21 protein-coding genes and 1 pseudogene are annotated in these 18,763 nt (G+C 64.6%); 6 read left to right on the top strand and 16 right to left on the bottom strand.

Going from position 1 to position 18,763, the window contains the following annotated elements:
- From AWC08_RS28290 to AWC08_RS28245, 9 genes and pseudogenes are all read right to left on the bottom strand, one after another.
- Positions 1–308: pseudogene (locus AWC08_RS28290) on the bottom strand (TNT domain-containing protein); the annotation flags it as partial.
- A gap of 15 nt (positions 309–323) precedes the next feature.
- On the bottom strand, positions 324–653 hold the full coding sequence (locus AWC08_RS28285) for a hypothetical protein (protein WP_142283859.1): 330 nt from the start codon (positions 651–653) through the stop codon (positions 324–326).
- 213 nt (positions 654–866) lie between these two features.
- Positions 867–1,187, bottom strand: coding sequence for a WhiB family transcriptional regulator (locus AWC08_RS28280; protein WP_085088586.1), 321 nt, complete (start codon positions 1,185–1,187; stop codon positions 867–869).
- Between the two features lie 194 nt (positions 1,188–1,381).
- Complete coding sequence (gene mobF, locus AWC08_RS28275; protein WP_085088592.1) at positions 1,382–4,231, bottom strand: MobF family relaxase; 2,850 nt, start codon at positions 4,229–4,231, stop codon at positions 1,382–1,384.
- A gap of 126 nt (positions 4,232–4,357) precedes the next feature.
- Positions 4,358–5,569 (bottom strand): helix-turn-helix domain-containing protein, encoded by a 1,212-nt coding sequence (locus AWC08_RS28270; RefSeq protein WP_244906551.1) that lies wholly within the window; start codon positions 5,567–5,569, stop codon positions 4,358–4,360.
- A gap of 336 nt (positions 5,570–5,905) precedes the next feature.
- A complete protein-coding gene (locus tag AWC08_RS28265) occupies positions 5,906–6,118 on the bottom strand; it encodes a toxin-antitoxin system (RefSeq protein WP_085088580.1) in 213 nt (70 codons plus the stop codon).
- Between the two features lie 245 nt (positions 6,119–6,363).
- Positions 6,364–6,897 (bottom strand): hypothetical protein, encoded by a 534-nt coding sequence (locus AWC08_RS28260; RefSeq protein ID WP_085088577.1) that lies wholly within the window; start codon positions 6,895–6,897, stop codon positions 6,364–6,366.
- A gap of 686 nt (positions 6,898–7,583) precedes the next feature.
- Entirely contained in the window at positions 7,584–7,976 is a 393-nt protein-coding gene (locus AWC08_RS28250) for a hypothetical protein (RefSeq protein WP_085088574.1), read from the bottom strand.
- Entirely contained in the window at positions 7,973–8,779 is an 807-nt protein-coding gene (locus AWC08_RS28245; protein ID WP_085088571.1) for a ParA family protein, read from the bottom strand. The genes AWC08_RS28250 and AWC08_RS28245 overlap by 4 nt, the downstream gene beginning before the upstream one ends.
- A gap of 382 nt (positions 8,780–9,161) precedes the next feature.
- On the opposite strand from AWC08_RS28245, the gene AWC08_RS28240 reads away from it, so the two are divergent.
- From AWC08_RS28240 to AWC08_RS28225, 5 genes are all read left to right on the top strand, one after another.
- Complete coding sequence (locus AWC08_RS28240) at positions 9,162–9,773, top strand: hypothetical protein (RefSeq protein WP_085088568.1); 612 nt, start codon at positions 9,162–9,164, stop codon at positions 9,771–9,773.
- 406 nt (positions 9,774–10,179) lie between these two features.
- Positions 10,180–10,635, top strand: a complete 456-nt coding sequence (locus tag AWC08_RS28235; protein ID WP_085088565.1) for an anti-sigma factor antagonist — start codon at positions 10,180–10,182, stop codon at positions 10,633–10,635.
- A 288-nt stretch (positions 10,636–10,923) separates the two neighbouring features.
- Entirely contained in the window at positions 10,924–11,346 is a 423-nt protein-coding gene (locus AWC08_RS28230; RefSeq protein WP_085088562.1) for a PAS domain S-box protein, read from the top strand.
- Positions 11,347–11,539: 193 nt separating this feature from the next.
- Positions 11,540–11,779 carry a hypothetical protein gene (locus AWC08_RS36840; protein ID WP_159460029.1) on the top strand — a complete coding sequence of 80 codons (240 nt, stop codon included), beginning with the start codon at positions 11,540–11,542 and terminating at the stop codon, positions 11,777–11,779.
- The gene (locus tag AWC08_RS28225) at positions 11,776–12,174 is read left to right on the top strand and encodes a type II toxin-antitoxin system VapC family toxin (RefSeq protein ID WP_159460028.1); all 399 of its coding nucleotides are present in this window, start codon (positions 11,776–11,778) and stop codon (positions 12,172–12,174) included. The genes AWC08_RS36840 and AWC08_RS28225 overlap by 4 nt, the downstream gene beginning before the upstream one ends.
- Before the next feature lie 35 nt (positions 12,175–12,209).
- Here the strand turns inward: AWC08_RS28225 and AWC08_RS28220 are convergent, their stop codons facing one another.
- The 3 genes from AWC08_RS28220 to AWC08_RS28210 form a co-directional block, all read right to left on the bottom strand.
- Positions 12,210–12,776 (bottom strand): recombinase family protein, encoded by a 567-nt coding sequence (locus AWC08_RS28220; RefSeq protein ID WP_085088555.1) that lies wholly within the window; start codon positions 12,774–12,776, stop codon positions 12,210–12,212.
- 307 nt (positions 12,777–13,083) lie between these two features.
- Positions 13,084–13,833 carry an acyl carrier protein gene (locus tag AWC08_RS28215; RefSeq protein WP_085088552.1) on the bottom strand — a complete coding sequence of 250 codons (750 nt, stop codon included), beginning with the start codon at positions 13,831–13,833 and terminating at the stop codon, positions 13,084–13,086.
- 4 nt (positions 13,834–13,837) lie between these two features.
- Positions 13,838–14,830: an ECF-type sigma factor gene (locus AWC08_RS28210; protein ID WP_085088549.1), complete on the bottom strand. Its 993-nt coding sequence runs from the start codon at positions 14,828–14,830 to the stop codon at positions 13,838–13,840.
- A 184-nt stretch (positions 14,831–15,014) separates the two neighbouring features.
- Between AWC08_RS28210 and AWC08_RS36835 the strand changes: the two genes are divergently transcribed.
- Entirely contained in the window at positions 15,015–15,173 is a 159-nt protein-coding gene (locus AWC08_RS36835) for a hypothetical protein (protein WP_159460027.1), read from the top strand.
- 178 nt (positions 15,174–15,351) lie between these two features.
- Here the strand turns inward: AWC08_RS36835 and AWC08_RS28200 are convergent, their stop codons facing one another.
- The 4 genes from AWC08_RS28200 to AWC08_RS35900 form a co-directional block, all read right to left on the bottom strand.
- Positions 15,352–15,864, bottom strand: a complete 513-nt coding sequence (locus tag AWC08_RS28200) for a hypothetical protein (RefSeq protein WP_142283858.1) — start codon at positions 15,862–15,864, stop codon at positions 15,352–15,354.
- Positions 15,865–16,264: 400 nt separating this feature from the next.
- Complete coding sequence (locus AWC08_RS28195) at positions 16,265–16,528, bottom strand: hypothetical protein (protein WP_085088540.1); 264 nt, start codon at positions 16,526–16,528, stop codon at positions 16,265–16,267.
- Positions 16,529–16,785: 257 nt separating this feature from the next.
- The gene (locus AWC08_RS35905) at positions 16,786–17,121 is read right to left on the bottom strand and encodes a hypothetical protein (protein ID WP_142283860.1); all 336 of its coding nucleotides are present in this window, start codon (positions 17,119–17,121) and stop codon (positions 16,786–16,788) included.
- A 58-nt stretch (positions 17,122–17,179) separates the two neighbouring features.
- A partial coding sequence (locus AWC08_RS35900; protein WP_142283857.1) for a TNT domain-containing protein occupies positions 17,180–18,763 on the bottom strand: 1,584 nt, incomplete at its 5' end.

The raw sequence follows: 18,763 nt of genomic DNA, 5'->3' as shown, positions 1-18,763 counted from the left end.
GCGTTTTCGATGATCTGCTTGGCGTTGGCCAGCGGTGGCATCAAAGTCGAGCTGATTGTGTTGGCGATCCGCTGGGCGGCGGCATCGATGGCATCGCGGACACCAATGACGGCTTGCAGGTCCTGACGGGCACGTGCCTGGGACGCCTCGGCGGTCCGCCCCTCCCAGGAGGACCCACCAGGGCGCTGCACACGGTGCAGGTAGTTTTCGGCGTACTGCTCTAACGCGGCGACGGTGGTCTTCCAGCCGTCGATCAGGTCCAATACCCGGTGCGGATCGGTATGCAGGATCTGCGACTTGGTCGGCATCGACGAGCGGAGCCGTTACGGGTTGGGTGAAAATCGCTGCAGCGTCGGAAGCGTATTAACCGCCGTCAGCAACTGTTCCTCGGACGCGATGAAGCCCCGGCGGGCCAGCTCAATCATCTCGGCGAGCTTGTTGAACCGACCTGCCACCGTGGTCTGGACGACCGGCAAGGTGTGGGTAGACATCTCCTGGGCAGCCGCCAGCGAAGGCACGGCATCAGCATCTTTCGTCCCTACGGCAGGGATCACATGCGGCACACCCTGGGTCACCTGCCAAGCCAATACCGCCAAATCCGGCTGCAACCGACCCAACGCATCCAAATCGGCCTGCAGCACCGGATCTGTCACCGTCGTTCCCTCCCACATTCGGCTGCCCGCACTCGACGCCGGCACCGCGACCGCGGCGGTAAGCGAAGCAGCGCTACGTCAACTACCGCAGCGAGCACGACGAACCTTGCAAATTTCTGCTGTCCTGACCACGACGGAATGGCCCGCATTTAAATCCTCCTTGCTCCACGGCAAGCCTCGGCGTGGCTGTGCCCTAAAACGCAACGACAAGGATTAGTTCCTTGAGCCGCGGGGCCGGCCCCGTCGCCGCGGGGCAACGTGATAGCCACCGCGTTCGGCCAACACCTGTAGGCGGCGCATCGCGAATTCCCGGGCGCGTTGCCCGGACTCGGGAACCACCACCCCCGCCCACAGCCCCTGCACACCGGTCGCCCGGTAGGCCTGCTGGGCGCACCACCCCCGGCGCGGACATGCCACACACAACGCCACCGCTTGGGCGTCGGGCTGCGTGGTGGTCCAGCGCTGCGGGTCGGTCGTGCAGCGCGGCACATACTCCTCCAACGGGGTCAACCAGGAAGTTGATGCCGCGGCCATCGCCTTTCCCCCTGTCCTTGACTGCTGTCACGTGATGCCCCTCGCATCTGGCACTAGCGTACTAAAGAAAGAGCTCGTAGCAGGGCCAATCGGCCCACCTCGCGACCATCGGACCAACCGATTCCGCTTAAGCCGAGCACAATGAGTAGGCCCCTACAGAACCTTGGCTCGCCAAAAACATCTTCCGCGCCCGGCTACAGCTCCAGCCCGTAGCTTCGGTCGCGTTTGTGCTCGCGGGTGCGGTGTAGGTGCTGTTCAACCCATCGGCGTTGTTCCAGGATGTGCTCGAGGCGTTGGTCGTGCCAGCGCTGGTAGGCGCGTCGGCGGGTGTGTAGGGCGTGGGTGCGCCGCGCCAGGAGGCCGCGGACAATGTCGGGCAGCTGGGTGGGGTCGGTGTGGGCGGCGACGTGATGGGCGCTGTGGGCGTGGTGGTCGCGGTGGGCGATCACGGTGCGCACCAGCCCGACCGCGTCCGCGGTGGTGCCGCGACGCAGGACATGCAGCCCGGGCTGGTCGCGGTGTTCGTGGGTGGTCTCCCCGCCCTGGCGTTCATAGAGGTAGGCGGTGTTGGAATCCCGGCCGCGGGTCATCGCCACATACAACAACGCCCGGCTAGTGCGCTCTCCCAGCACGGCGTGGGTGGTGTCGGCGGTGACCCCTTGGGCCGAATGCACGGTGACCGCATACCCGTGGGTCACCTGCTGGTGCAGGTAGTCCCCGGAGAAGGCGGCCCGCGCCCCGTCGCTAAGCCGACGCGCGGCGATGCGGTCGTGGGCGGGGTCGACGGCCAGGACTTGCCAGCGTTGCCCATTGCGCACCGGATCCGCAGTCTTTTTGTTGTCGGTGGCGTTCAGCACGGTGATCTCGGGGGTGTTGCGCCGGGTCAGGATCAGATCCCCCACGGCCAGTTGGTGCCCGCGCGCCGCGGTGATCGTGGGGGTGGCTTGGGCGTGGGGGTCGCGGGCGGCCAGAGCGTCATCGTGTAGGCGCTGGTTGAGCGCGTCGGCGATCTCGGTGGTGTCACACACCAGCAGCGCATCTTTGCCCGCGGCGATGTCGGCGCGGTAGGCCTCAAGGGCGTCGGTGGCCATGGCGATCGGATCCCCGCACCGCAACCGGCCATGAGTGGCATACCAGCCCACGGCGCGCCGCAGCGGGGCGGGCCCGCCCTCACGCAGCGCCAGCGACGCGGCACGTTCACCGGGATCGGTCATCCGCCACACCTGCGACAGGGTTTGGGTCCAGGGCAGATCCGTACACAGTTGGGCGAACATCCCCCCGGGCGCTTTGACAGGGCTGAGTTGGTGGGCATCACCGACCAACACCGTCTTGGTACCGGCGGCGGTGGTCGCGGTCAGCAGCGCGCGCAGCTCGGCGGTGCCGACCATCGCGGCCTCATCGACAATCACCACGGTGCGCTGATCCAACTGCAACGTTTCCTCACGTAACGCCGCCAGCGCGGCAGCCACGGTCATCCCAGAATCGCCGGCGCCTTCGCGGACCGCGACGTCGACGGCTTTACCGGTCGGCGCCACCACCAGCACCCGTTTATTGCTGTGCCGCGCGCCGATCCGCAGCGCCCGCATCGAGGTGGTTTTTCCCGCCCCCGCTGGCGCGGACAAGGGGCAGATCAGCCACGGCAACCACGCGATGTTCTCCACCGCGCGCGCCTGATCCGCCGACAGCCCAGCCACATCCAGATCACGCAAACCGTAGAGCTGCGCGCGCTCATCGCGGGCGTCGACCAGCTCAAGCAACCGGGCCTCGTTGGCCAGGATCTTATCCAGGGTGAAACGCTGCGACCCCTCCCGCTGATGGGCCGCCCGCGGCCCAGAAATCCGCATCCCGAGCCGCTCGACGGAGGCCTCGATCACCTGTCGCGGCGACCGCGGATCACCGTCGATATCGACCGGGAGTTGCGCGCCGATCAGCTCCACCAGATCAGCGCGCGTCAACACCGCCTGACCGCGCTGTTCGGCCGCCTCAACCAGCCGGCTGCGCTGCCACACCCCCCGCCCCGCCGCAGCCTGGCGAGCCTGACGCGCCGCCTGGTGCGCACCGCGATCGATCGTCCAGCCCCGCGGATCCTCGCGCCACAACCGACGTAATTCCGCCCACGCCAACTGCTCGGGTTTACCCGGCCGGGTCGCTTTCTGCGCGGCCGCCAACTGGGCCTGGGTCGGCCCCACCTTTGGGTCAACCACGACCAGATTCTTCGCTGCCCATGCTCGCAGCGCTGAGGCCCGCTGCGACCAGGCGGTGATACTGGCCGGGTCGATCGCGGCGACCTCAGCCATCCCGGTGGCGGGGTCGATCGCGCTCCATTCCACCCCGATCGCGCGGTGTAACTCCCGGCGCAGGGTGGCCTGATAAATCACCCCCGCCGCCCGCGCCTCATGAAACAACGATGTGCCGTCTAGTGACACCAGTTTCCCGTCGGCGCGGGCCTGGCGGTTGGGCACGATCACATGGGTATGCAGATGCGGATCCCCCGCCCGCGACGTCTCATGCTGATACGCCACCGCCACAATTCCGGGCAGGCGCACCAAGTCCTTGTCTCCGGTGACCGGGTTGTGCACCCGGGTGTAACCGGCATGCTCGGCCAGATACTCCATCGCCTCGGCCAGGGCGGCGGTGTGGGCGTTCACTACCGCTTTTTGCGTCACGTCATTGGGGTGCAACGCCCGCAACAGCGACACACTCTTCGGCGCGCAAAACGTCAAATCAAACCCATGCACCGACCCCTTCCCAAGGGCTCGGCCACACCCCCCCGACGGGGCCACCCCCTCATCCAGCCACCGCCTCACCACCCCGGTATCGGCCTCACCACCCGCGCGCTGCGCATCGTCTAACCCCACCAGTTCCGCCGCCCGGTGCGCATCGCCGGCGCACACCCACACCGGGGTCCGAGTGTCACCCTCGGCGTAGTACTCCCCCAACCCGCCATTAGCCCGCTGGGCATCCCGGGCGGCCATCCCCACCGCGTGCGCGGTGTCGTTGTAATAGGCAATCGACCACCGCGACAACTTCGCCACCGTCAACACCCCGCCACCACCCTCCAACCCGACGAATGGGCCGCCCGCCAAACGGCTGGGAGTGGGCTTGACGGGCGGCACCACCATCCTCGCACACATTTGTGCAAATGTGCCAATAGCTTGATGTGGTTAGCGTCATGGGTCGCGGCGGTCAGCGGCGGGGGCGCGATGGTGGTCGCGGCGTGCGTGCTCGACGAGGCCGCTCATGCGGGCGTGGTCGGCGGCGGCGGTCGCGGTGCGCCGGAGTGCGGCGCGGCGGCGTACCGCGGCGAGCTCGGCGAAGGCCGCAGCGCGGCCAGGTCCGGTGGCGGCCATGCGGGCGGCGGTACGCCCGAGCAGGTGGGCGCGGTGGTCGGCGTCGCGGGCCATCTGGCGGGCCGCTCTGGCAGCCTCAGCGTGGACGGCCCGGGCCTCATCGAGGGCGCTGGGTCGGGCCGCCAACGTGTTGTGGGCGCTGTGCCACGCGAGCAGGGTGCCCAGCAGCGCGATCGGTCGGGCCGGTCGGTCGGGAATCCAATGTCCGGTGCCCAGCCAGTCGGCCACTAGCGCGGTCAAATCGTGCGGGGTCCAGCCGTGGCGTGCGGGGGCGGCCAGCATCGCCGCCCAACTGTTGGCGCTGAACATCCGTGCCCACGCTGGGGCGTGCGGATCGGCGCGCCACCGCCCAGCCAGCCGCCGGCCCGCCTCATCGGGTGCTCGGCGGCGCGTAGCGCCGTGATGCCGGGCGCGGTGAGCGCCCGTGCGGGTAGTGACCAGTCGGACAGAACAGGGGGGTGTGGTGGTTACTGGGGACCGTTCCAGGTGGGGTGACAAGCTGTGGACAAGTCGGGTGAGGTGGGCGTTGTCGTGCAGCGCCCACACCGAGGCCCACCCGCGGTGGCGATCGCCCAGGCGCCACGAGGCCATGCGTTCGATGTAGGTGCGCTGCCGGCCGCGCAGGATCTCGGTGGCCACCCCCAGCAGGCGCAGGCATTCATGGGCGCGTTGGATGGTGCGTTCGTCATAGCCGGTGTCGGCGGCAAGTTGGGTGTTGGTGGGCCGGCAGCCCCGCCCGGTGCGCCAGTCGGCGTAGCGGGCCATAGCCGCGGCAATCACGACCAGGGCGGGTTTGGCGATACCGCCATTGCACATCAACGGCCGCACACGCCCATAGTGCAGGTCGTAGGTCACCGCCACAGTGATGTGCGCCCAACCGGTCGGCCCGGCGCTCCAGCACGGCACCCCGGCGTAAGCCTGATCGTCAAGCTCCAAGCCCACAAAGGCGCTCGGTGTCGGCACGGGCCGACCGGCCAGCCGGCGGCCGCGCCGCATCGCCAGCACCTGCGCGGTCGGGGTGGTGCGGACCATCCCGCGGCGCCAACGCGTCGGACTGCACCCGCGATAGGTCGCAGGGGCCGCGGTGAACGGCCGCGACAATGCCGTTAACGGCGTTCGATGATGACTATCCGACAGATCACGGTGCGCGTCCTCTGGAACCGGATACAGGTATGCGCTACCGTGAGACGAGTCGCTCAAGACACGTCCCTTTCAGGGGCAACGGGTGCGGACCCGGAACCGAGCTGCTAACTCGGTTCAAACCCCCTCGACAAGGCCCCGCCATGCGGGGCCTTCGTCATCTCAGCGAGTCGTCCACACCGCTATGGAATTGTTTCCCATCTGCCCGACTGTGTCGGGCTACGGTGCTCACATCGCCAACGGCAAAACCTCCATCTTTTTGTTAAGTTCGCGCACCAATTCGGGGTGCCCTACGTGAGCGGCAAGAACATCGGCCACGTATTGCCCCATGGGGATCCCCCGGGCTGCGGCTTCTTGTTTGACGATGTCGTAGACGATGCGATCGGGACGCGCCATGATCTGGGCGCGATCGCCTTTGTGTGTGCTGCGCGACTGGGCCATGGTGATGACTGTGCCAGCACGACGGCGGTTACCTGATAACAACACGCCGCAACCCGTGACCTTTTTGTAATGGATTACGCGGCCCTGATGGCGGGACGTTGCCAGCTCCGCTTTCGGTGACCCCTTACCCAGCGACTGTGCCGGGTGTATAGTCACAGGTGCCTGCGGCAATAGCTGCAGGAAGTGAGCCCGAGACCCGGCCGGACGACCGCGGCGCTCGGGCTTCGCGCGTATCTGAGTGTGTTTCAGACCGGCTGGACCGTGACCACAGGTCGGATGTGAGACCGCCAGCGGCCGCCTTTGGCCCAACACCAGGCGAAGGCGTCAGGGATAGCAAGTAGACGCTCTGAGGCCGATCGCCGATGCTCGTAGCGCACTGTGGCCTCGCAGCCCGCAGCGCGCACAGCGCCGTAGAGCAGTCGGCGATCGGATTGCACGAGGCTCTCGTCCTGGTCCAAGACGATCAATGTCTCGACGTTACTGGTGGCCAGGTCCTCGACAAGCGCAGACAGGCACGCGGCCCGCGCAAGCACCTGGGTGCGGTGTCGCCGGCCCGCGTCATAGACCGTCGCGCGAAGATCGGCGCTGACGAGTGCCTTGGCGATGGTCTCTTTGCGACCGTCCGCCTCGTCCTTCATGTGAAGATGGCGCTGTCCGGGCTTGAGAAGCTCCTGAACGACAGCGCGAGCCGACGTCAGATCCTCCCCTAACACGACCGCCGCCACCATCAAATAGTCACGGTGCTTGGTCTCGTCGACGTAGATGTGCCGAGCGGTCACTATGTGCCCCGGACAGCCTGGCGGGTCGCCGTACGGCCTACCCGGATCATCACGGTCAAGGGCGAGGTGTGCTGTCCTCACACCGATTGTTGGCGTGAACCAGACCGGTTCACAGGGTCCGCAGGATGATCTGTGTCTACGCCAGCGATGGAACGTGTCGATGCGCATGCCGCAGACGTTAGCGAGCGGGGGTGCAGACGCCCCGTGATCAGCGGACACGCCTCGGGGGTGCGCAGTTCTTACGGCTCAAAGTTGGCAGTGACACGCTCTCGTGCGGACTCCGAGGTAGACGGCGACGGGCACGGCATCAGCGGTAATCACGATTCGCCGTCGGCGTCTCGCTCGCGAAGCGAGTCTGCGGCTTCGGTGAGTCTTTGCCAGATTCGCTTTGAAGTCACGGTAGGCGACGCGGCACTCGTCATCGGTGGTGTAGTCGTCGCCGTATCTGTCCAGCCGTGCTGCCTAGTGCTCGGCGGCGTTCATGATTCCCACGGTATGACTCCCCTCATGACACCCTGCTGGGCTCCTTCGCGGCATGCCCTTCCTCGTACTAGCCGTGCTTGTGCGTGGTGGTGTCGGTTGTCAAGGTTCGACTTTTGGGTCGACCGCACAGCGGCATGGCCTTGACAGCCGACACCACCACGTCCACCACAAATTGGCGACGAGGAAAGCATGGCAACCTCAATTCACGAAGGCATGCGGTCGTTGTGGTCCGGCCTGGGGATGCCAGCGCCGTCGAGGTATGTGTTGATGGCATCGTCGACGGTGTCGGTGATCGCATAGCCGCGGGCCTTGATCCATTCGAGCCGTGCCAGCGTTCCTGAGTGCAGCTGCGTTGCGAACGGGCTTTTCGCCTTGCGCTGCCGCGCCTTTAACCGCACCGGCGGCTCGGCCGCCTCATTTCTTTGGTCGGGGGTGACCACCGGTGCGGGTGGAATCTCATCGTCCGACCGGCTGACTGTTGCCGCCGGCGTGGCGGATGTTTCTTCGGCTTTGACTCGGGCGGCCTCGGCCCGCCGCTCCGCGCGGGACAAGGGTCGGGTGGAGCCGAGCTGTAGACCGCTGGGCTTCGCGTTCATGCTGCTTGCCTCCTTGCCGCGATACGTTCGGCGACTTCTCGGTATGCCACTGCGGCCGTGCTGGTGGGGGCGTGCACGTGGACCGGTACGCGCTTGCCCTTGGCCTCGACCACTCGCACGGTGTGCGGAATCTCGCCCAGATACGCCCCGCCGGCATCCCACTCCCCCCAATCGGCTCGCAGCTGCTTGCGAACATCCTTGCTGGCCTTGGGATTACCGTCGAAATCGGTCAGCAGCACATATCGGATTTCGACGGCCGGGTTGAGCGTCTCCTGAACATCGAGGATCGCGTTACCAAGCTCCACCAGCCCGTCAACTTCATCGGGCCCGGCCTTGAGGACCGCCAAGACGTAATCGGCGGCCGCCAGCGCCGCAGTGGTCAACTCACCCAACGCCGGCGGGCAGTCCATGAGCACGAAGTCGTAGTCGTCGATGTCGTCGAGCTGGCGGGCGAGGCGCAGCTGGCCACCCGACCCGAGTCCGGTGCGCTCAAGCTCCTTGAGCGCGAGATGACCCGGTGCGACATCGATCCCGAACTGGCTCGGCCGGATGACCTTCGCGAGCGGGACGCGCATCGCCCTGTCCGGGTGCAATACCTCATACATCGAGGCATCGTCGGCGCCAAGCTCGACGCCGAGGCCCTTAGTGCTGTGGGCCTGCTGATCCATGTCGATCACGAGAACGCGAAAGCCCATCGTGGCGAGATTTGCGCCAAGGTTGATCGTGGTGGTCGTCTTACCAACGCCGCCTTTTTGCAGTGCCACCGCCACGATTTCGCAGCGCTCACCTGCGGAAACATTCATAGCGCGATAGCTTACCAGATTACATACATGATAGTATGCATTCTTTATTACATGTAATTTTGTATGCATACATTTGTGCAGCCTTCCTCTGGGTTGGGCTCACGGCCCGAGCAGGAAAATCTGCAGCGCCTGGTGCCGTTAAACCGAAGGGTTAAAGGGCGGGCCCCGGTGGACTCCGGGAGGCCCAGCGCGTCGGGTCGATGAGGCGGCCTCGCAGGCCAGTTCGGTGTGCCACTGGCTCGCTTAGCCCAACCAGTGCACCTCGCGGCAACGGGACAACTGTCCAGTCAATAGCCGGTTAGGGTTTATTGAAATGAGTTTTTTCAGCTCGATCCCACAACCCCCGCCGCCTGAGCCGATGCGACAGCCTTTTCTCGCTTGGATGCAACCCGATGCGGTGATCCCCGCATCGGTGCCTGGCGAGCTACTGCTGATCCGCACCGAAGAGGTAGCGGTGTCGATTGGCAGCATTTGCGCCTACCCGAACGGGTTCGAGTTCACCGCCCACGTCCGCAGGCGCGGCAGCGACCACAGCGAGCCAGGCTGGCACGATCCGTTTGGCCGTTTCGGGCAGCGCGGCCCACAAGCATCGAGCGGTGACCCCTTGCGGCTCGGTCTTTTCTACGCCGACGGACGTCGCGGCGCCACCACCGGCGGCCACTGGGGGCCAGGCGATCCCGATGACCTGGTTCTGATGCCTGGCGGCGCGGGGGGAAGTGCCCGGCGGTGGGACGGCAAGTTCTGGGTGTATCCGCTGCCACCGGAGGGCCCGGTGACGTTCGTGGCAGCCTGGCCAAAATACGCGCTGGCCGAAACTCAAGCGGAGCTGGACGGGGCCGCGATCCGCGCAGCCTCCGGGCGAGCAGTGACCTTGTGGCCGGAGGAATCGGAGATCAGTCCGGGCGGCGGTGGCTGGAGCAGCCAGACACTCACTGCGTACCAGACTGCCGAGCCAGAATCGGCGGCAGAACAACCGCCCCACCCACAACAATGATCACTTTGGAATCACACCGAGGCGCAGGCGGCGGAGCTTTCGGAGCCGAGACGATTCCGAAGAAGGAAGGATTGACGGCTCAGCAGCACGCGGTTCGGTGGTCGCTGATGCTCCGTCGTTCGATCGCCCGGTTTTGACGGACTTGCCATTGCGAATCCGGAATTCTAGAGACGGCTCTTGGTTCGGGCTAGCAGGATTGGTCAGCGCAACGATTCTCAGTATGTGGAATGTCTGACGAAACCGACCAGCTGTCGCGAAGCGTTTACAAAGGAAAACGGTGCGAGGTACAGCTACCACGGCACGTATTACAGCGGTAAACTTGCTGGTGGAATCGGGTCGGCTCCGCCTTTGAGCAGTGCAGGGGCGAGCATCGACACTGGGTGAAGCAGCACCTCTAGGGAAACCCATGGGCAGCACCGAAATGCTTCCATCACCCGCGCACCTCAGCAAAGAGTTCGCCTTCATGACGAATGCCAATGACAGCCTGTTGCGAGCCACCACCGAACGCCGCGGCTTGGCTGTGCTGCTCTGCGCCGGCGGAGAGATCGACGCGAGCAACGTGAGAACCTGGAGGCAGATCGTGCGCGCGGCCGCGCACGCTACCGCCGCCCCGGGGCCACTCGTCGTCGATACCAGCGGACTGGACTTCATGGCGGTGTGCGCCTTCGGTGTCTTGGTCGAGGCCTCACAACAGTGCCGCGCCCGCGGCATCGAGCTGCGACTGGTCAGCAGCCAACCCATTACGGCCCGCATCATTGCTGCAGCCCGCCTCCAGGCCGAGCTGCCGTTATACCTGCACAAGTCCGCCGCGCTACACCCGCCACCGCGCCGCGGCCTGCCGCACCGTCAACCAAACGGCTGACCATCCCGCGCCTGCCGTCTCGCTGGGCTCCCCGCGCCGAAGCGATCAGCCCACCGCAGTCGCGCGAAGCGCAGATGCCGCGCACCGCCACGAGGAAGCCGGCGGCGTCACCGCCGCGACACGAGCAATTCAAGCCGATTCGAGCAACGCCTCTAACGCCTCCACCCCGCACGCCGCACGCCGCACGCCGCACCGAGCACTCTCAATTAAGCGATTCGCCCTGACGGTTGTGTGACGTGGGTAACATTGAGCCCGCCCGTTCGCAAGAACAGTGGAACTAAGGAACCGATGCCCGACGATCAGCATCAGGAACGCCGCCGCCCAGGGCAGGACGGTCAATCACCGCTGAGCACCCTGATCCACTTACCCGCACTCGTGGTACTAGACCGAATCCCCGTCGCCGTACTCGCCATTTCCCACGACGGCACCATCCTCTTCACCAACTCAACATTCGCCAGCATGCTGGGATATTCCCTCAAATCGCTGCACACTCTGAAATTTTCCCAGCTATTTACCACCTTGCCCACCGACCAATCATCCCCCGTGTCCGTCATGCGACTCCACGGCGGCGAACTCGTCGAGTTGGTACACGCCGACGGCTCAACCGTGCGCGCCTGGATGAGCAAGTCGGCGCTGCTGCGCGACGATGATCCCGTTGCTTTAGTCACGTTCCAGGACCTCACCGCACAGCTCTGGCAACAGGACGATTAACTCGGTCGCGTCGTCAAGTGCAGCTAGGGCGACGCAAGGCCAACCCCGGCGACCTACCTGGCTTCTTTTGCCCGCGTGTTCCCGATAACGAACGTTTTCGGGAAACAATTCGGGGATGCGCGTTCTCATGATCCAGGGGGAAATGAGAGCGCAGCAATCGTCACGGCAGCTCGGGCCGTTTAGGCTGTTGGCTATGAGCATCGCTAGCGGCCCCGAAGGCCACGAGCTCGTTGTCGCCGACGACGGGAGTATCCCGGCTGAGCAGATCGCGCGCCTTGGCATGCGTCCCGGTACACATCTGCGGGTAGTCGCCGAGCTGCCGCCCGCCCCAGACGCCACCATCGCCGGGCGACTGATGAGTTGGCCGCAGGTGAGCTGGGAGGACTTCGAACGAGCCAGCCAGCTCGCGCAAGGCGATCTCGGCCACTCGTGAAGGTCATTGCCGACTCGCACGCGTTGATCTGGTTCACCCAAGGTTCCCCGCAGCTCTCGGCGCGGGCGAGCGAGGCGCTGCGGGAGGCGGAGGCAACCGACGGCATCGCCGTCTCGGTCGCCACGCTGGTCGACCTGTGGTACGTCACGCACACCACCGAGCGGGTCAGCACGCGGGAGCTGTCGGAACTGCGCGGCCTGCTGATGGCCTCCTCCGCTGTGCATCTCTACCCGGTCGACGTCGACGTCGTCGATGCCTACACGCGGATCAGCCGGGAAGTGCTCAGGGACCCGTGGGACCGATTCATCGTGGTCACCGCGCTGATACTGCGGGCACCGCTGGTGACCCGCGATGGTGCCATCCAAAACTCTGGGCTAGTCCAAACAGTCTGGTAGTCAACGGTACTCATCCGGCTGTCGCCACGTGTCGATCAGAAACCCAACGATAGGTACCGGTAGGCGGTGGCCCGTCCGATCCCGAACGCGTCGGCAAGCTCGCGCACGGGTTCCCCGGTCGCGGCCAGTCGGCGCAACTGCTCTTGGCGCTCTGGTGTGAGCTTGGGCGGCTTGGTCGCCGGTAGGCTTCGGGCGCGCCGGGATTGGCGGGATGCGGCACGCCGCTCGCGCCCCAGTTCGAGTTCCAGTTCGGCCAGGGTGGCCATAATCGCCGCGACGGCCCGCCCAGTCGGGGTGGCGGTGTCGATTCCTTCGCGTAAGGCGCGCAACAAAATTCGACGCTCACCCAGATCGGCGATTGTGCGGGTGACTTCGGCGACGGAGCGGCCAAGCCTGTCGATGGCCGTCACGACCACGGTGTCACCGGGCCGGGCGTAGTCCAGCATCGCCGTCAGACCCGGGCGGGCGGTCTTGGCGGCGCCGGACAGCTTGTCGCTAAAGACGCGCGCCGGATCGACACCGGCAGCGCCCAGCACGGCCAGCTGGGCGTCGAGGTCCTGGCCGGTGGTGCTGATCCGGGCGTAACCGAGGATCACCGTCATAACGATGACTGTCTCATTGCCCGCTGACATCGCGGATCTGAGACATGCGCTGTGAGACAAGAAAAGAGACGGCCTAGGACAACGCTAGCTGCACGAATGTTTCTGGAATGGTCCCAATTTGGCCTGTCCTGAATCTTTAGAAAAGAGACCAGCCGCCGACCTAGCCACCCCTCAGGAGGAACGATCTCCGATCACGTCGGCAACGGGTTCCACGGCCCGCTGCGGGCAGCTCCGACAGCGGCTCCGACCGATGGATTTGATCGGAGCCGCTGTCGACCCTGTCGTCCTCGTGGGCCGTCCCCTGTGCTCAGTCGTTGATCGTTTTCCGGCGCCGCGGTGGGGACGCCGTGGTGGTTGCCGAGGTCGTCGGGGACATCGGCGCGTCGAACTCCGGTGCTGTCGTGACCGCGACATGACCCAAGAGCAGGTCTATCGCGTCGCTAACCACCTGCAGGCTCGCCAGTTGGCCGGCACTGACCTTCAGGTGCAAGAACTCGTCCTCCAGCGCCGTGGAGATCTCGACCGCAGCCAGCGAATCCATCGACAGGTCCTCCCTGAACCGGGTCTCCTCTGTGATCCCATCAGCAGCGCGACCGGTGACCTCCTCGATGCACTCGGCCAGTACCGCCAGCACCCGCGCCCGGCGGGGATCACCAGCGCAGCTCACTGTCTCGGCATCGTCGATGCCGGGCCGGAAATACCGGCCCATCAGCTGTTCGACGTGCTCATCGGGCAACCGCCCGGCTGCCTCCTCGGCGACCGCGCAAGACTCCGCACCGGCGGGGGACGCTACCGGTGCGGCCGAATCACCGGCGCCGACATCGCCGGCAGCGGGCTCCATCGCTGCCGGCGCCGCCCCGCCGGGCAGCCCCTCGGCGGCCAACCGGGCACGCACCCGGTCGAGCAGGGCATCACCGACCCCGGGACCGACCTGCGCGCGCACAGCACGCGCAGCCTCGGTCCCCAGCGACGATGCCTCGATCGCACGCCGCACCCGCTCGTAGACGCTTTCCTCCTCGTCGAGCGGGCCCTTGCCGTCCCAATCGTCCACAGTCATACCTCTACTCGTTCCCCGCGCGTTGTTTGATCCGATCCCAGGCCCGCGAGACAGCCTTAGGTGTCGTGCCGAGCTCTTCGGCAATTTCCTTATGCGAGCTGCCCGCCAGCAGCATCCCCACGATCGTTTTCTCCCGACCGTTCTTCAGCTGCGACCACAGCCTCTCGATCAGCTCGTCGTACCACTCAGCGGACTGCTGGGCGCCGATGCGTTCACCATGACCGTGCACCCCACGCATCTCGGCAACCTCTTCAATGCTCAAACCCAAAGAGCCAGCAGCCAATTCAGACAGGGCCTCCTTACCCTGCCGATCCAGCCGGTACCCTTGCGCCTTCTGCCAATCCCGAAACGCATTGCTAAACGTTCGCTTGCACAGATCAACCAGATAACTCGGCAATGCCTTACCCAGCGCGCTATTCCAGCCAGTGCCATTTGCCTCGAAGCGCATCCACAGCACGAACGCCTCGGCAACCACGTCGAAAGCCAACGCCTCGCGTTCCCTCTTCAGCATCACCAACATCTCGCGCTGCGGCCCCGACGGATACACCGGCCGACCGATCTCGGCTACCAGCCCGTAGATCTCCCCGCTTACCAACATGGCCTGCACCACCCCGACCGCGTACTTGCTCAGCTCCCTGAACAGCTCATCGGTCCACTTCCCGCTGAAGCCCTCGGCCTTGGCCCCCTCGTAGAGCTCGACGTCGCTGTCATACAGCAACAGCCGACGCTGCCAACGGATCTCCTCATCCACAACACAGTCCTGCTGGCCGCAGTCCCGGCCCTCAACCAGACCGCCATCGTCGTTGACCCTATCGGCAGCCCCCGGCTGCACCTCCTGCTCAAGATCACGCATCATGGCCTGCTCTGCAGCACCCAAATGACCGGCAGCGACCTCATCATCGCCCAGCGTCAACACCTGATCGGTTCCCTCATCAGCGGCAGACAGCCGCCCCTCGCCGTCATCGGCAGCCTCGTCCGTGCTCGTCGCGATTCCCACTAGGCCTCGGTCCTCTCGTGCCCTCTACCAAGAGTCATATGCGACGAAAACCGCAAATTCCCCGCGCCTTCACTGTGATTCATATCATGCCTTTGACCAGGGGGAATGCCCTCCGAGACCCGCATATGAGCCTATGCGGACCGAGCACCAGGACCGCAATCAACCACCAACCGAGGAGGTGTCAATGACCACTTTCATCGTAGTCGCGGCGACGATGATCTTCATCGCCGCGCTGGCCATCACCACCGCGCGGCGGTGGCCTACCGCGACCACCTGGATCCACATCGCCATGGCCGTGACCGCACCCATCGCCGCCGAAACCATCCACCTGCTTATCCACTGACCCAGTGCCATCAGGGGGGCTGCCGCAGAGGCAGCCCCCCTGCCTCTTGTCGAGGACAGGATGGTGATCGGCCCCGTTTCTCTAGATGTGAGACTCACTCGTGATGGTTGGTGGATCGAACTGAGTTGACGGCACCACAATTGTCGCCGGGCAGGCGCAGGCTGGATAGGCCAGTTACCTAAACCCTGATCGACCCTCTCAACCCCGCTAAGTCAATCAGGCATGGCACGTCCCCCGTTGTCCCCCAGGCGTACCGACGTGCTTGCCAACTCGTGGTCGCAAGCGCACGATGCCCTTCGATCATCCGCTGGGTGTAGATGTCCATAGCACGCGCTTCAGCGACCACTGCGACGGCCACGCCGCGGTGAAGGTCGACGTGACCGATCAAAACACTGCCATCCGAGATTGCTGGAGCTTCGCAATCGGCACCGCCAAAAAGGATCTGCACCTCAAGAACGTCATCCGAGCTTCGCCGATAATCCCAACGGTGCTTCCTTACCTCACTACACGGCGGTTCATCCTGGAACATCGGCGCGAGAGTGGTTGCCGGAAAGAGGATTACGCTGGCTTGGTACCAGTCGTTGATCTTGGGCGCGCGCATCCAGTAGTCGCAGATCGATTCATCGTTTTCAGGCGGCAAACGACGTCTGGTGAAGTCGCCGGAACACTCAATCAGCCAGCTGCCCTGCAAGAAGCTTAGTTGCAATGTGCCAATCAGTTGATGGCTGCCGATGAGTAGCTTGCCTCTAGCGCTGGTGGTAGCAAACCAGGTAAGCGATCGACGGCCATCGGGTCGTTCGATCCTCCACCGCAAGTAGTCGGCCTGTTCTACGGAAGTTCGAATCCCAGTGTTGCCAGAAGCTATGTCGCGGGGTCGCGCACCTATGCGCATAGACGAAGGATATGCGGGAAGGACTCTGCCCACCAACGGCCCGGCCATCACATTCTTCAGATCCCGGTCGCCGGTCACCTGCGCGCCGCCGTCGACGTCATTCTGCTCGGTCGCTAATGCGCACGCTTCGCCGACATCGGCAAGTGGTGATTGACCACCCGACTGGGGGTGATGGTGCGCCGAATATCCGCTCTTTTCGTCAGCCGATCCGGATTCCTTCGAGCATGACTACTGGTTCGACATCGGGGCCGTAGTCGTAAACATATTTCTTGCCCGTTAGTTTCCAGGCCCATTTGCCGTTGACGGCGTTGATGCTGACGTGTTCGCCGTCGAAATCCCATGAGCTATCGGCAAGGCCGAGTTCGTGTTGGGCGAACCAGAAGGTTGAGGTCGCATACTCGACGTGCACTCCGCCGGCGAAGTCTCGGTGAAAACGGATCTCGCATTCGGATGGACCTGTCAACGCTCTCAATTCCTTTCGGGCGCGCCATCGATCCGTTGCCTTGACTGCACGCAGATTGTCGCACGACGACCCATCCTTAACCGTAGTGGTGCGTAGTCAGACAGCGCGTCGATTGCGTTGGGCGCGAGTACGTTCGACAGAGAGAGATCTGGGCGGGCCGTTCGTTCACATCGCCATCGTTCCAGCTCATACAAATACGCTCGCGATGACGCCTACGCGCAGGGCGAACCCAAAAGCCGCCCCAGTCGATTGAACGACTACAGGGGTTCGCCAATGTCGGGAAGTAATGCAATATCCTGGGGCTTTCCGTACTTGCGGAACATGTCCGCAGTCTCGCGGACATTCCTTTTTGCCCAATCGACACTCAACTCGCTGAGCACTTGATACTCATACCTGAAGCGTTCCGCTCGGTCTCCGACCCGTTCGGCGGCTTGACTGCTGATTACGCTCTGGCAATACCAATACAGAAGATCGTCAAGACTGCCTATACGGTCAAATCCGAGCTTGCCTCGCTCGTAGTAAGTGAAGTGATACGTACCGTCCTCAGCAACAAAAATATTCAGGTCATCATTTGTTCTCAAACCGACCGGCATCGGACGCACGCCTAACAGTTCTGATAGCCGGTTGATTTGGTGCTGTAAATCGGCTGATTTAGCGTCCAAGGGGCGGTCCGTAGTTGTCCAGAATGCCTAACCTCACTAGTTCGTCAACAGTCGGTTTTACCCCCTCGGGGGCCAAGATCATGTACTGCCTGGCCCCAGACGACGGTGTCTGGCCGAACCAGGGTTCTACCGGTCCTTCGACAATTCTCCATCCCGGAGGCAGCGGTTCGGAGGTCACCCTATAACGGTTGTAGCTGCCTCCCACCGATTCTGGCATCAACGCACGATCGGCGAAAGCAGTGCCATCGGGTGCAAGGTACTGACCAAATGGGGAGCCGAACCGGTCGATAACGGTTCCCTCAGGCAAATGGGCGGGCTGAGGGACGTAGCCAGGGGGGAATCCATCATTCGGCGGCCAATGGCGCGCTCCCGGAAAGCCAAATTGCGCCTCGAATTCGTGCGGGGACAGACCGCCCACAGGGTCCCAGCCGCGCAGAACGGCCAGCGGCGCTCCGCCTTCGGTAACGATTTCAGCGGGCAGTCCTGCTCGCACCGCAGCTCCTTCACCGCCGAAGAGAAGGCTCGGCGCGGTCATTGCTGCGTCAGCCGCATGGCCTCCCGCGTAATAGGCCGGGCTCGGTGAGTTCAAGAGCCCGGTGACTTCATCGCGGATCGCCGCAACGGGCATACCCAACGGATCACTAAACTGCTCGGCGAGGCCTTTTGCCAGTCCGGCCCAGGATTCAAGGACACCCGGGTCGCCGCGTTCGCCGACGCCGAGCAGATTGTGGATCATCGTTTCGGTGGCTCGCCAGCGGTCGCCGAATCCTTCGGCGAAGCCAGGTGCTGGCGGGACTGGCCCGCGTGATTGCGGTGGGGGAGCCAGGGTGTGGTGGCCGAACCCTAATGCCTGCGCCCGGGCAATAACCGCGTCAAGTCGCTGCTCGATTTGCGCTGGCGGCACGCCGTCTGCGCGCAGTGTTTCGCGGGCCAGCGCCTTGAAAGCCTCGATGTCTTGCGCTGGGATGCGGGCGGGTGCGGCAGGAGCGCCAGGGTGGGCAATTTGATTGAGCCAGTCCGTCATGTTCCTCGGCGGAAGTGCCGCATCGCCCTTGGCGTCTGGTCGCGGTGCCGATGCCCCCGGCAAGATCGCGTCCTGCCAGGTCTTGGGTGCACCGACTTCTACCGCGCCAAGTAAGTCGCCGAGACCGGAGGGTGTTCCGTTGGCTTCGGCTTGCGGTGGTTTTGGCGGGAAGACGGCTTGCTGGGCGCCGGGTGGTTGTCCAGCAGCCGGACGGGTCCAGGGCATCGCCCGCACGGGGTCATACAGTGCAGCCCCGAGGTTGATGGCCTTCCCCACTGTGCCTTCGGCGTCCTGGATCTGGGCTGCCACGTCGTTCTCCGCCGCCCACCACTTGGCGGCTTCGGCTTTGAGTTCGTCCTCGGCGGCAGCGATGGTCTTGGCGTTGGCCTCGGCGGTCTCCTTGCTGGCGCCCTCGGGCGCGGTGTAGCTAATTGACAAGTCTTCGTTGACGCGCACGCCCGCATGGGAATCAGCGTTTTCGATGATCTGCTTGGCGTTGGCCAGCGGTGGCATCAAAGTCGAGCTGATTGTGTTGGCGATCCGCTGGGC

It is taken from the genome of Mycobacterium gordonae (genome assembly GCF_002101675.1).
Lineage (GTDB): Bacteria > Actinomycetota > Actinomycetes > Mycobacteriales > Mycobacteriaceae > Mycobacterium > Mycobacterium gordonae.
This window is presented reverse-complemented; position numbering and strand designations above follow the sequence as displayed.

Bases quoted from the DNA above. Each gene is read 5' to 3' on its own strand.
- AWC08_RS28265 (WP_085088580.1), bottom strand. From the start codon at position 6,118: ATGGCCCAGTCGCGCAGCACACACAAAGGCGATCGCGCCCAGATCATG.
- AWC08_RS35905 (WP_142283860.1), bottom strand. From the start codon at position 17,121: ATGCCGGTCGGTTTGAGAACAAATGATGACCTGAATATTTTTGTTGCT.
- AWC08_RS28270 (WP_244906551.1), bottom strand. From the start codon at position 5,569: ATGGTCCGCACCACCCCGACCGCGCAGGTGCTGGCGATGCGGCGCGGC.
- AWC08_RS28250 (WP_085088574.1), bottom strand. From the start codon at position 7,976: ATGAACGCGAAGCCCAGCGGTCTACAGCTCGGCTCCACCCGACCCTTG.
- AWC08_RS28280 (WP_085088586.1), bottom strand. From the start codon at position 1,187: ATGGCCGCGGCATCAACTTCCTGGTTGACCCCGTTGGAGGAGTATGTG.
- AWC08_RS28220 (WP_085088555.1), bottom strand. From the start codon at position 12,776: ATGACGGTGATCCTCGGTTACGCCCGGATCAGCACCACCGGCCAGGAC.
- AWC08_RS36835 (WP_159460027.1), top strand. From the start codon at position 15,015: ATGACCACTTTCATCGTAGTCGCGGCGACGATGATCTTCATCGCCGCG.
- AWC08_RS28230 (WP_085088562.1), top strand. From the start codon at position 10,924: ATGCCCGACGATCAGCATCAGGAACGCCGCCGCCCAGGGCAGGACGGT.
- AWC08_RS36840 (WP_159460029.1), top strand. From the start codon at position 11,540: ATGAGCATCGCTAGCGGCCCCGAAGGCCACGAGCTCGTTGTCGCCGAC.
- AWC08_RS28235 (WP_085088565.1), top strand. From the start codon at position 10,180: ATGGGCAGCACCGAAATGCTTCCATCACCCGCGCACCTCAGCAAAGAG.
- AWC08_RS28240 (WP_085088568.1), top strand. From the start codon at position 9,162: ATGCAACCCGATGCGGTGATCCCCGCATCGGTGCCTGGCGAGCTACTG.
- AWC08_RS28215 (WP_085088552.1), bottom strand. From the start codon at position 13,833: ATGACTGTGGACGATTGGGACGGCAAGGGCCCGCTCGACGAGGAGGAA.
- AWC08_RS28245 (WP_085088571.1), bottom strand. From the start codon at position 8,779: ATGAATGTTTCCGCAGGTGAGCGCTGCGAAATCGTGGCGGTGGCACTG.